At 62.1% G+C, this 13348-nt stretch carries 16 protein-coding genes; 3 read left to right on the plus strand and 13 right to left on the minus strand.

The genetic code is table 11. From position 1 onward, the window contains the following. Positions 1-290: 290 nt before the first annotated feature. The 10 genes from CN311_RS26440 to rpoZ form a co-directional block, all read right to left on the minus strand. Complete coding sequence (locus CN311_RS26440) at positions 291-1184, minus strand: aminoglycoside phosphotransferase family protein (RefSeq protein ID WP_097576600.1); 894 nt, start codon at positions 1182-1184, stop codon at positions 291-293. 100 nt (positions 1185-1284) lie between these two features. After that, positions 1285-2217, minus strand: coding sequence for a GTPase Era (gene era, locus CN311_RS26445; protein WP_097576601.1), 933 nt, complete (start codon positions 2215-2217; stop codon positions 1285-1287). After that, a complete protein-coding gene (gene rnc / locus CN311_RS26450; RefSeq protein WP_097576602.1) occupies positions 2204-2929 on the minus strand; it encodes a ribonuclease III in 726 nt (241 codons plus the stop codon). The genes era and rnc overlap by 14 nt, the downstream gene beginning before the upstream one ends. Next, positions 2929-3678: a signal peptidase I gene (gene lepB / locus CN311_RS26455; protein ID WP_097576603.1), complete on the minus strand. Its 750-nt coding sequence runs from the start codon at positions 3676-3678 to the stop codon at positions 2929-2931. Before lepB ends, rnc begins: the two co-directional genes overlap by 1 nt. An 89-nt stretch (positions 3679-3767) precedes the next feature. Then, positions 3768-4169: a holo-ACP synthase gene (gene acpS / locus CN311_RS26460; RefSeq protein WP_097576604.1), complete on the minus strand. Its 402-nt coding sequence runs from the start codon at positions 4167-4169 to the stop codon at positions 3768-3770. Further along, the gene (locus CN311_RS26465) at positions 4166-4738 is read right to left on the minus strand and encodes a DUF2062 domain-containing protein (protein WP_097576605.1); all 573 of its coding nucleotides are present in this window, start codon (positions 4736-4738) and stop codon (positions 4166-4168) included. Before CN311_RS26465 ends, acpS begins: the two co-directional genes overlap by 4 nt. A 247-nt stretch (positions 4739-4985) precedes the next feature. Beyond that, on the minus strand, positions 4986-5366 hold the full coding sequence (locus CN311_RS26470; protein ID WP_097576614.1) for a VOC family protein: 381 nt from the start codon (positions 5364-5366) through the stop codon (positions 4986-4988). 81 nt (positions 5367-5447) lie between these two features. Continuing rightward, positions 5448-6026 (minus strand): orotate phosphoribosyltransferase, encoded by a 579-nt coding sequence (gene pyrE / locus CN311_RS26475; protein WP_097576606.1) that lies wholly within the window; start codon positions 6024-6026, stop codon positions 5448-5450. Positions 6027-6105: 79 nt separating this feature from the next. Then, entirely contained in the window at positions 6106-8334 is a 2229-nt protein-coding gene (locus CN311_RS26480; protein WP_097576607.1) for a RelA/SpoT family protein, read from the minus strand. A gap of 111 nt (positions 8335-8445) precedes the next feature. Continuing rightward, positions 8446-8847: a DNA-directed RNA polymerase subunit omega gene (gene rpoZ, locus CN311_RS26485; RefSeq protein WP_097576608.1), complete on the minus strand. Its 402-nt coding sequence runs from the start codon at positions 8845-8847 to the stop codon at positions 8446-8448. Positions 8848-9174: 327 nt separating this feature from the next. On the opposite strand from rpoZ, the gene CN311_RS26490 reads away from it, so the two are divergent. Both CN311_RS26490 and CN311_RS26495 read left to right on the plus strand, forming a co-directional pair. Then, positions 9175-9756 (plus strand): LabA-like NYN domain-containing protein, encoded by a 582-nt coding sequence (locus CN311_RS26490; protein WP_097576609.1) that lies wholly within the window; start codon positions 9175-9177, stop codon positions 9754-9756. Positions 9757-9766: 10 nt separating this feature from the next. Continuing rightward, positions 9767-10441 carry a uracil-DNA glycosylase gene (locus tag CN311_RS26495; RefSeq protein ID WP_245440959.1) on the plus strand — a complete coding sequence of 225 codons (675 nt, stop codon included), beginning with the start codon at positions 9767-9769 and terminating at the stop codon, positions 10439-10441. Positions 10442-10453: 12 nt separating this feature from the next. Here CN311_RS26495 and CN311_RS26500 read toward each other — a convergent pair whose 3' ends face one another. Continuing rightward, on the minus strand, positions 10454-11467 hold the full coding sequence (locus CN311_RS26500) for a zinc-binding alcohol dehydrogenase family protein (protein WP_097576611.1): 1014 nt from the start codon (positions 11465-11467) through the stop codon (positions 10454-10456). 110 nt (positions 11468-11577) lie between these two features. On the opposite strand from CN311_RS26500, the gene CN311_RS26505 reads away from it, so the two are divergent. Then, positions 11578-11940: a winged helix-turn-helix transcriptional regulator gene (locus CN311_RS26505; protein ID WP_107652009.1), complete on the plus strand. Its 363-nt coding sequence runs from the start codon at positions 11578-11580 to the stop codon at positions 11938-11940. A gap of 67 nt (positions 11941-12007) precedes the next feature. Here CN311_RS26505 and CN311_RS26510 read toward each other — a convergent pair whose 3' ends face one another. Both CN311_RS26510 and smpB read right to left on the minus strand, forming a co-directional pair. Then, positions 12008-12754: a glycoside hydrolase family 25 protein gene (locus CN311_RS26510; RefSeq protein ID WP_097576613.1), complete on the minus strand. Its 747-nt coding sequence runs from the start codon at positions 12752-12754 to the stop codon at positions 12008-12010. A gap of 2 nt (positions 12755-12756) precedes the next feature. Then, on the minus strand, positions 12757-13236 hold the full coding sequence (gene smpB, locus CN311_RS26515) for an SsrA-binding protein SmpB (RefSeq protein WP_006202221.1): 480 nt from the start codon (positions 13234-13236) through the stop codon (positions 12757-12759). Positions 13237-13348 lie beyond the last annotated feature (112 nt).

Genomic DNA, 13348 nt, shown 5'->3' on the forward strand with positions numbered 1-13348 from the left:
GCTCCGAACTCAGTTTAACAAAGAGCCTGCGGACAGCCACGCCGACGAATGGTGAAACCTGAAACAAAAACCGCCTCGACGGCGACCGGTGGCACAAATCAGCACCATGAATAAATTCCTAGCATAACTGCCGTCACCTGTCAAGTTGAACCTACCCACGGTGCGGGCAATCGCTTCAGTTTGCGCTGCCCCTCCTCATTCCAGCGTTGGTGGTTGGCGAAAGCCGAAGCGGCATCCGATCTCCCCCACGCGACTTCGGCTGCGATCGCGAAGCCTGTTTTTCGCTGTCATCATGCCGTGAGCTTGTGGTCGGCGAGCACTTCATCGATCACATGCCGCGACTTTTCAATTTCGACCGGATTGACGTCTATGTGTCCGGCGAGCGTGATCAGCGCCTTCCACAGCGTCCAGCCGCGGCCACGCGCCCACATTGCGTCATCGGCTGGAAGACCGGCGCGAAAGGTCTCCCGGCTCTTGCCTTCGAACAGCGTCCACGCAATCGCCAGATCGCATGAGGGATCACCGACGCCCGACGTGCCGAAGTCGATCACGGCGCTCAGCCGGCCGTGCCTGACCAGCAGGTTTCCCCAACTGACGTCGCCATGGAACCAGACGGGAGCGCCATGCCACGTCGCGGCAAGGGCTGCCTCCCACACCGCGCTCGCAGCCTCCGTGTCGATCTTGCCGTCGAGGGCGGCAATGGCCTGCCGGGTTTCGCTGTCATAGACGCTGAGCGGTCCGCCGCGAAAAAAGTTGTGCTGCCCAGGTGGCGGCCCATCAGTAGGATCGATCCGTTGCAGGGCGACCAGGAACTCGGTCAGGCTGGCCGCGAATTGCGACAGGCTGGCGATCCGCTTTCGCGTTGCCGTCTCGCCGTCGATCCAGCGATAGATTGACCAATGCCAGCGATAGTTCTCGGCCGGAGCCCCCATCGCCAGCGGCACCGGGATCGGCAGGGGCAGCAGCGGCGCCAGTCTTGGCAACCAGCGATGCTCTTTTCCGACTTGCAGGGAATAGGCGGCAGCGCTCGGCAGGCGCACGAGCATCTCGTCGCCGAGATGAAAGGTCCTGTTGTCCCAGCCGCCGGATGCAACCGGCCTGACCGCAAGGTGCTTCCACTGCGGAAATTGCGTGGCGACCAATCGGCTGACGAGAGCTGTATCGATATTCAGTCTGCCGTCCATGGAACTCTCGAGCGGTTCGTCCTTTCGCGGAACCGCTCTATCTCTTTGTTTTGACGCAATTCCGGACGGAAAACCGTTTCACACTTTTCCTGGAATTGCTCTAATGCGGAAACTCCAGCCCCATCTCGCGATAGCGCTCGGGGTCATCGCCCCAGTTCTCGCGTACCTTGACGAACAGGAACAGGTGCACCTTCTGTTCGAGGATGCCTGCTATCTCCATGCGCGCCGCCTGGCCTATGGAGCGGATGGTCTCGCCCTTGTGGCCGAGCACGATCTTTTTCTGGCTGTCGCGCTCGACATAGATGACCTGTTCGATGCGCACCGAGCCGTCCTTCTTCTCTTCCCATTTCTCGGTTTCGACATGCGAGGAATAGGGCAGTTCCTGGTGCAGCCTGAGATACAGCTTCTCGCGGGTGATCTCGGCGGCGAGCTGGCGCATCGGCAGGTCGGAGATCTGGTCCTCCGGATAATACCAGGGGCCGGCCGGCAGGGCTTGTGCGAGATAGTCGAGCAAATCCTTGCAGCCGGAGCCGGTCAGCGCCGAAACCATGAAAGTGCGCTTGAAGGGCACTTTTTCATTCGCTGCCGCGGACAGGGCCAGCAGCGCTTCGGGTCTGACCCGGTCGACCTTGTTGAGGATCAGCACCATCGGCTGGCGGACATCCTTCAGCCGTTCGAGGATGGCCTCGGCATCGCCCCTGATGCCGCGTTCGGCGTCGATCAGCAGCAGCACGACATCGGCATCCTTGGCGCCGCCCCAGGCTGTGGTCACCATCGCCGTGTCCAGCCGCCGCTTCGGCTTGAAGATGCCGGGCGTGTCGACAAAAACGATTTGCGCATTCTCATGCGTGGCGATGCCGCGCACGATCGCGCGGGTGGTCTGCACCTTGTGGGTGACGATCGACACCTTGGCGCCGACCAGTTGATTGACCAGCGTCGATTTTCCGGCATTGGGCGCGCCGATCAGCGCGACGAAACCCGAGCGGGTCGCGGCGGCTTCCACAGGCGGGGCGGGATCTTCAGTGGCGGTCATGCCGCACCCCTTGGTTAGACCAGACGCCTTCGCGAAGCAGAAATGCCGAGGCCGCCGCCTCTTCGGCAGCCCTGCGCGACCCGCCTGTGCCACTTGACGGCGCAAAACCGTCAACCCGTACCGAAACCGTGAAAACGGGCTGGTGGTCCGGCCCTTCGCGGTTTTGGATCACGTATTCAGGACGGGCATCGCTGGTCTTGGCAACCCATTCCTGCAATTCGGATTTGGGATTGGGTGGCTTGACGACCACCATGCTGGAGCGAGGCTCCCAGTAACGCATGACGAAACGTCGGGCAGCGTCGATGCCGCCATCGACGTAAATCGCCGCAATCAGGGCTTCGACCGCATCGGCGAGGTAATTGCCGCCGGAGCCTCGCGATCGCGACTTCAAGGCAGCGTCGGCGCGAACCAGATCTTCCAGCTCCATTTCAATGCCGATGTCGGAGCATGTGCGCGAATCGACCAGCGCATTGAAGCGCGGCGCGATTTCTCCTTCAGGAGCATCGGGAAACTGCTGGAAAAGCATATCTGCGACGATGAGGCCAAGCACCCGATCGCCGAGAAACTCGAGGCGCTCGTTGTTCCTGACCGCCTTGACCGCGCTGGAATGGGTCAGCGCAGTCTCGAGCAGCCGCATGTCCCTGAATGCATGCCCTGTCCTGGCCTCGACAACACCAGCCAATGTCTCGCCGGTCGGGCGTTTCAAAGCCATCAGTTGACGAAGTGGAACAGGCGGGACGCCCGCATCTGCGACGGCCACTTCCAGATTTCGAGCGGGCTGAAGCCGCCGGCGATCGAGAAGAAGATGATATTGGCGCGGCCGACCAAATTCTCGTCCGGCACGAAACCGACAGTGAAGCGGCTGTCCGCGGAGTTGTCGCGGTTGTCGCCCATCATGAAATAGTGACCGGGCGGCACGTCGAATACACGGGTGTTGTCGCCGATCGAATTCGGCGTCAGGTCGAGCGTGTCATAGCTGACGCCGTTCGGCAGGGTTTCGCGATAGACGTCGACCGGTCTGCTCTCCTCGGTGATGTCGCGATTGTCGATCTGGCCGACCTTCTGGCGCGGCACGCCGACGCCATTGATGAAGAGCTGGCCGTCCTTGACCTGGATCTTGTCGCCCGGCAGGCCGACGACGCGCTTGATGTAGTCGACGGAAGGATCCGGCGGGAACTTGAACACCACCACGTCGCCGCGCTTCGGCTCGGCGCCCCAGATGCGGCCCGAAAAGATATCAGGCCCGAATGGCAGCGAATAGCGCGAGAAGCCATAGGACCATTTGGTGACGAAGAGATAGTCGCCCTCGAGCAAGGTCGGCCGCATCGAGCCGGAGGGGATCGAGAACGGCTGGAACAGGAGCGTGCGGATGACAAGCGCGAGCAAAAGCGCCTGGACGATGACGCTGACGGTTTCGCCAAGTCCGCCGGATTTCTTCTGGGATTTTTCAGCCACGCTCATGTCGTCCTCGATTGTGCGTTGGTTGGTATAGAGTCTCGGCGCGCGCTGGGCAACGTCATGCCAGTGGTCAGATGCAATCAATGTGGCGCTTATTCGACGGGCAACGCCTCGATGATCACAAAGGCTTGAGCAAGCGGAAATTCGTCCGTGATGGTGAGGTGGATTGCCGCTCTGTGCCCGGCAGGCAGGATTTTGGCCAGCCTTTCCGCAGCGCCGCCGGTCAGCGCCATGGTCGGTTTGCCGCTGGCCAGATTGACGACGCCCATGTCGCGCCAGAACACGCCTTGCGCGATGCCGCTGCCCAGCGCCTTGGCGCAAGCCTCCTTGGCGGCGAAGCGCTTGGCGTAGGAGGCGACGCGGGCGCCGCGGCTTTCGGAGCGGGCCTGCTCGACTTCGGTATAAATGCGCTGGATGAAGCGCTGGCCATGACGGTCCAGCGATTTTTCGATGCGTCTGATGTCGATCAGGTCGCTGCCGATGCCGATGATCATTCCGCGGGAACTTCCCGCCCGGCCCGACCGGCTCTTTCAGCCAGGCGTTTGCGCCGCTGCTCGCGGAAGGTGGCCATGCCCCAGCGCGTGATGCCGTAGAACAAGAGCCCGAAGATCAGGCCAAGCGGCACCGCGCCGATCGTCATCGGCTTCAGTATCGGTCCCCACAATTGCGAAAAGGAAAGACTGTGCAGCATGTCGCCGAGATGCGCGGGCGGCCCACGCGCCGGCAGGTGCTCGTGCAAGATCAGCTTGCCGGTCTCCCAGGACGCGCCCCACAACAGCGGGAAGGTCAGCGGATTGCCAAGCGCGGTACCGAGTGCTGCCGCCACCAGATTGCCGGCAATGACCCAGGACACGGCAAAGGCGATGATGAAATGAAAGCCGAGCGGAAAGAACGAGGCGAACACGCCCGCCGCGACGCCCGCCGCCACGGCATGCGGAGTGGCCTTCAGCCGCAGGATGCGCTTGGAAAAATACCGCAGCGAGCGCGAGAACGAGCGGCGCGGCCACAGATAGGTACGCACGCGCTCGAGAACACCATCAGGCTTGCGGCGTCGAAAAAGCACTCTGTTCCAGTTCCCGGTTCACTACGCTCGACCATCGCGGGCCAAGGGCTCGACGTCCACATCTTGCGTTTTGCGGTCATCGAAAGGCAACAACGACTTTGATATAGCGATACACCGGCCGCCGAACAACCAAAGCTGCGTGCGGTGGCGCCTGCACCGGCGTTTCGCCGCTTCGAGGATAGTACAATCGCGGCGGATTTGAGGAGACGCAGGCGCCGTGGAAAATCAGCAGACAATCCGCGGCGATCTATAGTCCATACTCGCTGACCTCGACGAGGTTGCCGTCCGGGTCACGGAAATAGACAGACATCATCGGACCACGGGCACCGATTCGCTCGACCGGCCCGACTTCGATGGCAACGCTGTTGGCCGCGAGGCGGTCGCAGACTTCGCCAAGCGGCCGGTCGGCTACCAGGCAGAAATCGCCGGAGCCTGGCGTCGGCGCCTTGGCCTTCGGCTCGAAGGTGCGCCCGGCCTCGTGCAGATTGATCTTTTGCGATCCAAACAGCAGCGCCGTCGGCCGGTTCGGCTCGTCGTGCCGCTTCATGCCAAGCACACGCTGGTAGAAGTCACAGGTGTCGTCCACCGAACAAACCGTCAGCACGAAATGGTCGATCCCGGCGATCACGACGATGCCACGGTCAGTGCGCACCGCGGCCGAAGAGATTCAAGTGGCGTGCTCAAGTGCTTGTTTTCGTGCATGGCGGCATCAGATGTTGCGGCTGCCGGGCTTGACGGCCGGTATGGCGGCGAGTTCGGGCGGCAACCTGTCAGCCGGATAGGCTGGAACCTCATATTCGGCGAGCGCGATCAGCGGCACGCCGACATCGGTCTTGCCGGCCGAGCGGTCGATGATGCAGGCGGCGGCAACAACCTCGGCGCCGAGTGCACGCAGGCAGTCGATGGTCTCGCGGATCGACAGGCCGGTGGTGACGATGTCCTCGACGATGACGACGCGCGATCCCTTTGCGATCTCGAAGCGGCGCAGCCTGAACTCGCCCCCTTCCCGCTCGACCCAAATCGCCGGCGCGCCAAGATGGCGCGAGGTCTCATAGGCCGGGATCAGCCCGCCGATCGCCGGACCGACGACATAGTCGATCGGACCTGGCACAGCGGCGCGGATCTTTTCGGCCAGCGCCTTGCACAGGCGCTCGGTCTTGTCGGCATGCATGAAGACGCGGGCTTTCTGCAGGAAGACCGGGCTTCGCAAACCCGACGTCAGGATGAAATGCCCTTCGAGAACGGCGCCGGCCTCGCGGAAAATGCCCAGCACTTCATCGGTGTTCATTGTTCGCTCCATGTCCATGGCGAATGGCGAATGGTGAATGGTCGTGGAGGTGAGAGCGCCATCTTTCACTATTCACTATTCACCCATTGACGCGTCTTGCGTCGCTGACGCTCGAATTGTCCTTGAGCTGCGACAGCAGCCGGTTCAGGTGCTTCAAATCCCAGACTTCGAGATCGATCAGCATTTCGGTGAAATCAGGCGCCGTGCGCACCATCGACAAGGTATGGATGTTGGCGTCATTCGAGGCAACGACCTGGGCGATGTCGGCCAGCGAACCCGGCGCATTGATGGCGGTGACCGAGACGCGCGCGGGAAACCGCTCCTTGGTGCGCTCGTCTATGTCCCAGCGCACATCGATCCAGCGCTCGGGCTGGTCGTCGAAAGCCTGCAGTGCCGGCGACTGAATCGGGTAGATGGTGATGCCGGTTCCCGGCTGGATGATGCCGACGATGCGGTCGCCGGGCACGGCGCCTTCCGGCGCGAAGCGCACCGGCAGGTCGCCTCGCACGCCGCGGATGGGAACAGCGCCGTCGCGCGGCTGGCTCTTGTCCTTGCGCGCAGCACGGCCGGGGATCTGGAACAGCATGCCGGCGGCGTTGCGGATCTTCGACCAGCCCTCCTCGCGCTGCTTGGGCGCCGCCAGCGTCACGCGTTCGTCCTTGAAATCCGGGAATACCGCCTTCATGACGTCGGTTGAGGCAAGCTCGCCGCGGCCGACCGAGGCCAGCACGTCCTCGATGTCCTTGCGCGCCAGCCGGTGCAGCACCGATTTCAGGCTTTCCTTGGTGAAGGTCTTGCCGGACCGTTCAAAGGCGCGTTCGAGAATGCGGATACCGAGACCCGAATACTGCTTGCGGATGGCGTTCTTGGTGGCGCGGCGGATCGCCGAGCGTGCCTTGCCGGTGACGACCACCGACTCCCAGGCCGCCGGCGGCACCTGCGCCTTGGAGCGGATGATCTCGACCTCGTCGCCGTTCTTCAGTTCGGTCATCAGCGGCATGATGCGGCCATTGACCTTGGCGCCGACGCAAGTATCGCCGACATCGGTATGCACGGCATAGGCGAAGTCGATCGGTGTGGCGCCCCGCGGCAGCGCGATCAGCATACCCTTGGGCGTGAAGCAGAACACCTGGTCCTGGAACAGTTCCAGCTTGGTGTTTTCGAGGAAATCCTCGGGATTGTCGCCTTCGGCAAGCTGCTCGATGGTGCGCCGCAGCCAGGCATAGGCATTGGTCTCCTTCGAGATCGCATGGGCAGCGCCGTTCACCTTGCCGCCGGTGTCCTTGTAGATCGAATGCGCGGCGACGCCGTATTCGGCGATCTTGTTCATCTGATGGGTGCGGATCTGCAGCTCAACGCGTTGGCGCGACGGCCCGACGATGGTGGTGTGGATAGAACGATAGTCATTCTGCTTCGGCGTCGAGATGTAATCCTTGAAGCGGCCGGGCACCATCGACCAGGTGGTATGGATGGCGCCGAGCGCGCGATAGCAGTCCTCGACCGTCTCGACGACGACGCGGAAGCCAAAAATGTCGGAGAGCTGTTCGAAAGACAGCGCCTTGGCTTCCATCTTGCGGAACACCGACCACGGCTTCTTCTGGCGACTTTTCACGCCAGCCTTGATCGCATGCTTTTCGAAGAGCGTGGACAGCGACTTCTCGATCTCGGACAGCACCCCCTTGTTGCGCTCGAATATCTCGGCCAGCCGGGCGGTGACAGCGCGATAGGCCTCCGGATTGATGTAACGGAAGGCGATCTCCTCCAGCTCCTCGCGCATGCCTTGCATGCCCATGCGCCCGGCCAGCGGCGCGTAGATATCCATCGTCTCCTCGGCGATGCGCAGGCGCTTGGCCTCCGGCACATGGTCGAGGGTACGCATATTGTGCAGGCGGTCGGCAAGCTTGACCAGAAGCACGCGGACATCTTCCGAGATCGCCAGCAGGAGCTTGCGCAGGTTTTCCGCCTGCTCGGCCTTCTTGGAGACCAGATCGAGCTTCTTCAGCTTGGTCAGGCCCTCGACCAGCTTGCCCATTTCCGGGCCGAACAGCTCGTCGATCTCGGCCCGCGTCGCCGTGGTATCCTCGATCGTGTCGTGCAGCAGGGCGACCGCGATTGTCGCCTCGTCCATGTGCATTTCGGTGAGGATGGCGGCAACTTCGAGCGGATGCGAGAAATAGGGATCGCCGGAGGCGCGCTTCTGGTGGCCATGCTTCTGCATGGCATAGACATAGGCCTTGTTGAGCAACGCCTCGTTGACGTCAGGCTTGTAGCGCTGGACGCGCTCGACAAGCTCATACTGACGCATCATGGGCGGGATCTCGCGGTGCTGAAATGAATCATGCGCCGCACTGGAATGCGGCGCATGTCATAGATAGCCACGAAACCGCCGATACGAAAGTGTCGGCAGCTATGCCAAGGATCAATAATCGTCGCTTTTTTCCGGCGGCACCAGGCCTTCGATGCCGGCCAGCAGGTCTTCCTCGGTCATGCGGTCGAAAGCGATGTTGTCTTCGGCGTCGTCTGCGTCGGCTGCTGCAACGGCGGCACCGGTCTGGTCGGCGATGGCCTCGCCGTCGGCTTCCGGCTCGTCGACCTCGACATGCTTCTGCAGCGAGTGGATCAGATCTTCCTTGAGGTCGTCGGGCGACAGCGTCTCGTCAGCGATCTCGCGCAGCGCGATGACCGGGTTCTTGTCGTTGTCGCGAGGAACGGTGATCGGTGCGCCCTGGCTGATCTGACGGGCACGATGACCGGCGAGCAGCACCAGCTCGAAGCGGTTGTCGACCTTGTCGATGCAATCTTCAACGGTTACGCGGGCCATGGATTGCCCCTTTCATGCCTGGATTTGATGGAAAACAGGCGCGGTCCATAACCCGAACGCCGCCAAAATACAAGCTTCATGGCAATATGGGCCACTGCCGGACCTTGGGCCGGGCAATACCGGGATTCGACACCGGGATTCAGCGCGCTGAACGCCAGCGACGATCCGGGGTCCGATCACAATTGCTTGCAGTACAGCACCGCACCCTTGGATTGCCGTAAAACTGGCGTTATCTCGAACGATGAGAGGTCAGCCGCTTTATTACGAGCCGACCGAATAGTCACTCACGCATTTAGACGACCGTTTATTTCGAAAAAGGATATTTCCATGTTCGATCCCCGGGAGAAAATCGCGCTTTTCATCGACGGCGCCAATCTCTACGCCACGTCGCGCGCGCTAGGCTTCGACATCGACTATCGCAAGCTTTTGTCGAGTTTCCAGAAGCGTGGCTACCTGCTGCGCGCCTACTATTACACGGCGCTGGTCGAGGATCAGGAATATTCCTCGATCCGGCCGCTGATCGACTGGCTCGACTATAATGGCTTCAAGGTGGTGACCAAGCCGGCCAAGGAATTCACCGACTCGACCGGCCGCCGCAAGATCAAGGGCAATATGGACATCGAGCTGGCCGTCGATGCGCTGGAGCTTGCCGATGTCGTCGACCACTATGTCATCTTTTCCGGCGACGGCGATTTCCGCACGCTGGTCGAGGCATTGCAGCGGCGCGGCCGCAAGGTGTCGATCGTCTCGACCATGGCCTCGCAGCCGCCGATGATTTCCGACGATCTGCGCCGGCAGGCCGACCATTTCATCGACCTGGTGAATTTGAAGAACGATGTGGGCCGCGACCCGTCCGAGAGACCGGTGCGCCGCCCTGAGCCTGCCGAAGTCGACGAGGACGATTTTTGACGGCGCAGCCTTGACCGCTCCGACCCCCACTCCCTTGGTCGCCTCCCCGGAACCCGACCGTGATTGCTCGCTTTGCCTGCGGCTGCATGATTTCATTGCCGAATGGCGGCGCCGCGAACCATCCTGGTTCAACGCGCCGGTGCCGACTTTCCTGCCGCCCGAGGGCGAGGACGCGGTCAAGCTTTTGATCGTCGGGCTGGCGCCCGGCCTGCGTGGCGCGAACCGGACCGGGCGTCCCTTCACCGGGGACTATGCCGGCGACCTGCTTTACGGCACGCTGATCGCGCACGGTCTGGCGCGCGGCGAATTCAAGGCGCGGCCCGACGACGGGCTGGAGCTTGTGCAAACGGCGATCACCAACGCGGTGCGCTGCGTGCCGCCGGAGAACAAGCCGGTCGGCGCCGAGATTGCCACCTGCCGGACGTTCCTGGTGCCGACGATTGCGCGGTTTTCCAATCTGCGCGCCGTTCTGGCGCTGGGCTCGATCGCCCACCAGTCGACGGTCAGGGCGCTGGGCGGGCGTGTTGCCGCCCATCCCTTCAAGCATGGCGGACAGCACCAAATCGGCGGCATTGCGCTATTTTCCAGCTATCACTGCTCACGCTACAACACCAATACCGGTGTTTTGACCGAAGCGATGTTCGTCAATGTCTTCAGCGAGATCACTGCGTTTCTGCAGGCGTAGAGTCGAACGCTGTCAGAAGCCTTCCAGCACGATCTTGCCCTTGGCCTTGCCGGTCTCGATCAGCGCATGGGCGCGCTTCAGATTGGCGGCATTGATACGACCGAACGTCTCGCTCAATGTGGTGCGGATAGTGCCGGCGTCGACAAGCCGTGCCAATTCGTTCAGATGCTCGCCCTGCGCGGCCATGTCCTGCGTCTCGAACAGCGAGCGGGTGAACATCAGTTCCCAATGGACCGAAACGCTCTTGCGCTTGAACGGATTGATGTCGAGCATCTGGGGATCGTCGATCAACCCGAAACGGCCCTGCGGTGCGATCAATTCGGCGATTTCGGCCAGGTGTTTGTCTGTGTTGGTTGTCGAGAACACGAAGGCCGGTGCGCCGGTGCCGAGTGCTGCGACTTCTGCAGCGAGCGGCCTGGAATGATTGACGACGTGATGGGCGCCAAGCCCAAGCACCCAGTCACGCGTTTCAGGCCTTGATGCGGTGGCGATCACGGTCAGATCGGTCAGCTGTCGCGCAAGCTGGACCGCAATTGAACCGACGCCGCCTGCACCGCCGATGATCACGATGGCATTCGCGGCGCCTACGACCGGCTTCTTCACGTCAAGGCGATCGAACAGCGCCTCAAAGGCGGTAATTGCCGTCAGCGGCAGCGCCGCCGCTGGCGCATAGTCGAGCGAGCCGGGCTTGCGGCCGACAAGGCGCTCATCGACGAGGTGGAACTCGGCATTGGTGCCTTGCGGCGCCAGCGCACCGGAATAGAAGACGTCGTCTCCGGGCTTGAACAGGTTGGCATCCGGACCCGTGGCGACCACCCGGCCGGCGGCGTCCCAACCAAGCACGCGCCAGCTTCCGGCTTCGGGTTTGGCGCTTTTCCGGATCTTGGTGTCGACCGGATTGACCGAGACCGCCTTCACCTCGACCAGCAGTTGACGGCCTTTCGGCTCTGGTTTGGGCAAGTCGATATCGACGAGGGACGACTCATCGGTGATGGGAGCTGGGATTTGATAGCCGACGGCGCGCATTCTGATCTCCGCGATTGCTGTTGAGCGTTGTCTAGGGCAGAGATGCGGATTATGTGCATCAAGCGCAAGAATGCACATATAATGCACATAGTGTCGAAAAGGATACCGTCATGCCGCGCATTCGCCATGAGCGATTCGATTGCAGCCCCGGCTGCACCGTGGAGGGCACGCTCCGCTACATCGACGGGAAGTGGAAAGGCGTCGTGCTCTACCATCTGTTCGAAGGCACGCTGCGCTTCAACGAGATACGCCGACGCATTCCGAACTGCACGCAGCGCATGCTGACCAACCAGCTTCGCGAGTTGGAAGCCGATAGGCTCATCGCCCGCAAAGTCTATGCCGAGGTGCCGCCGAAGGTGGAATACAGCCTGACGCCGCGCGGCAGGAGCCTGGAGCCGGTAATCACAGCGCTCAAAGCCTGGGGCGATGCGAATGTGATGCTCGGCCCGCAGGCGTCACAAGCCGCGGCGTGAGCGCAGGATTCCAGTCACCCTCGCGCTACAATCGGCGTTTCGACAGCAGAGATGTTCCTCAACCTGTTCAAGGAGATCGCGGCGTTTCTGCAGGAATAGAGTCGGAAGGCGTCGCGGCAAAAAGCTCGGCCAATTTCTCCGGTCCGCCCTGCAGGACATTCAGGTCGACGTCGCCGACGATGCCGTCGACTTGGCCTTTGTCGTGGTACTGCCAGTAGATCCAGTTGTCGTGGCTTGGCCGCAGCGCCAGCGAACGACGCCAGTGCGGGCGGCCGGCGATCTGTTCGGCATAGATCCTGGCGGCCTCGTCCGTCACATAGACGATCGCCGTCTTGCCGAACGCTGCCTCGACCGGGTCGAGAAATGCCGAGAGCTCGGCCTGCAACTGCTCAGGCGACGGCCGCCGCGGGCAATTGCCGCCGAATTCGACATCCACCACCGGCGGCAGCAGCGGCTGATCGCGCGGCACAATGGAGATGAAATTCCTCGCCTGATCGGCACCCGGCCTGCAGAAAGTGAAGAAATGATAGGCGCCGACGGCAAGTCCGGCGGCGCGGGCCTCGTTCAGATTGGCGGTGAAGGCATCGTCGACATGGTCGCCGCCTTCGGTCGCCTTGATGATGGCGAAGCCGACATCGTCAGCGGCGACACGCCGCCAGTCGATCTTGCCCTGATGATGGGAAACGTCGATGCCCCTGACCGGAAATCTGTCACGGTCCGGGGAGAACGTATGGAAATAGAAGAGGCCGCCGGCAGCGACGAGGCCGGCAAAGACCAGGCCTGCCGCGCCCCAGAAGATGATCCGGTTCTTCAAGCTTATCCACGCTCTTTTAGAAGCCGGCCCTTCTCACGCGACCAGTCGCGCTGCTTCTCGGTTTCGCGCTTGTCATGCAGCTTCTTGCCGCGGCCGACGGCGAGCAAGAGCTTGGCGCGGCCCTGGTCGTTGAAATAGATTTTCAGCGGCACCAGCGTCATGCCTTCGCGGTCGACGCTCTGTGACAGCTTGGCCATCTCGCGTTTGTTGAGCAGCAGCTTGCGGCGTCGGCGCGGCTCGTGATTGAAGCGGTTGGCCTGCAGATATTCCGGCAGATAGGAATTGATCAGCCAGATCTCGCCGCCTTCGACCGAGGCATAGCTGTCCTGGATGTTGGCCTGGCCCTGGCGCAGCGACTTGACCTCGGTGCCGGTCAGCACCAGGCCGGCCTCGATCGTGTCGAGCACCTCATAGGAAAACCGCGCCTTGCGGTTTTCCGCAACGGTCTTGTTGTTGGGATCGGCTTTTCTGACTTGATTCATGATACGGAGAGGTGGCGCCTCATCCCTAGTTAATCAAGCCGGCGTGCTTCATCGCCGCATCGATCTTCTCGGCGGTCGAGGCCTCGACCGTCATCAGCGGCAAACGCAGCAC

The organism is Mesorhizobium sanjuanii (assembly GCF_002529485.1).
GTDB classification, from domain to species: Bacteria; Pseudomonadota; Alphaproteobacteria; order Rhizobiales; family Rhizobiaceae; genus Mesorhizobium; species Mesorhizobium sanjuanii.

What these genes read in the sequence shown, in the direction of transcription:
- CN311_RS26440 (WP_097576600.1), bottom strand. Translation starts at nt 1,184, where the DNA reads ATGGACGGCAGACTGAATATCGATACAGCTCTCGTCAGCCGATTGGTC.
- era (WP_097576601.1), bottom strand. Translation starts at nt 2,217, where the DNA reads ATGACCGCCACTGAAGATCCCGCCCCGCCTGTGGAAGCCGCCGCGACC.
- rnc (WP_097576602.1), bottom strand. Translation starts at nt 2,929, where the DNA reads ATGGCTTTGAAACGCCCGACCGGCGAGACATTGGCTGGTGTTGTCGAG.
- lepB (WP_097576603.1), bottom strand. Translation starts at nt 3,678, where the DNA reads ATGAGCGTGGCTGAAAAATCCCAGAAGAAATCCGGCGGACTTGGCGAA.
- acpS (WP_097576604.1), bottom strand. Translation starts at nt 4,169, where the DNA reads ATGATCATCGGCATCGGCAGCGACCTGATCGACATCAGACGCATCGAA.
- pyrE (WP_097576606.1), bottom strand. Translation starts at nt 6,026, where the DNA reads ATGAACACCGATGAAGTGCTGGGCATTTTCCGCGAGGCCGGCGCCGTT.
- CN311_RS26480 (WP_097576607.1), bottom strand. Translation starts at nt 8,334, where the DNA reads ATGATGCGTCAGTATGAGCTTGTCGAGCGCGTCCAGCGCTACAAGCCT.
- rpoZ (WP_097576608.1), bottom strand. Translation starts at nt 8,847, where the DNA reads ATGGCCCGCGTAACCGTTGAAGATTGCATCGACAAGGTCGACAACCGC.
- CN311_RS26490 (WP_097576609.1), top strand. Translation starts at nt 9,175, where the DNA reads ATGTTCGATCCCCGGGAGAAAATCGCGCTTTTCATCGACGGCGCCAAT.
- CN311_RS26500 (WP_097576611.1), bottom strand. Translation starts at nt 11,467, where the DNA reads ATGCGCGCCGTCGGCTATCAAATCCCAGCTCCCATCACCGATGAGTCG.
- CN311_RS26505 (WP_107652009.1), top strand. Translation starts at nt 11,578, where the DNA reads ATGCCGCGCATTCGCCATGAGCGATTCGATTGCAGCCCCGGCTGCACC.
- smpB (WP_006202221.1), bottom strand. Translation starts at nt 13,236, where the DNA reads ATGAATCAAGTCAGAAAAGCCGATCCCAACAACAAGACCGTTGCGGAA.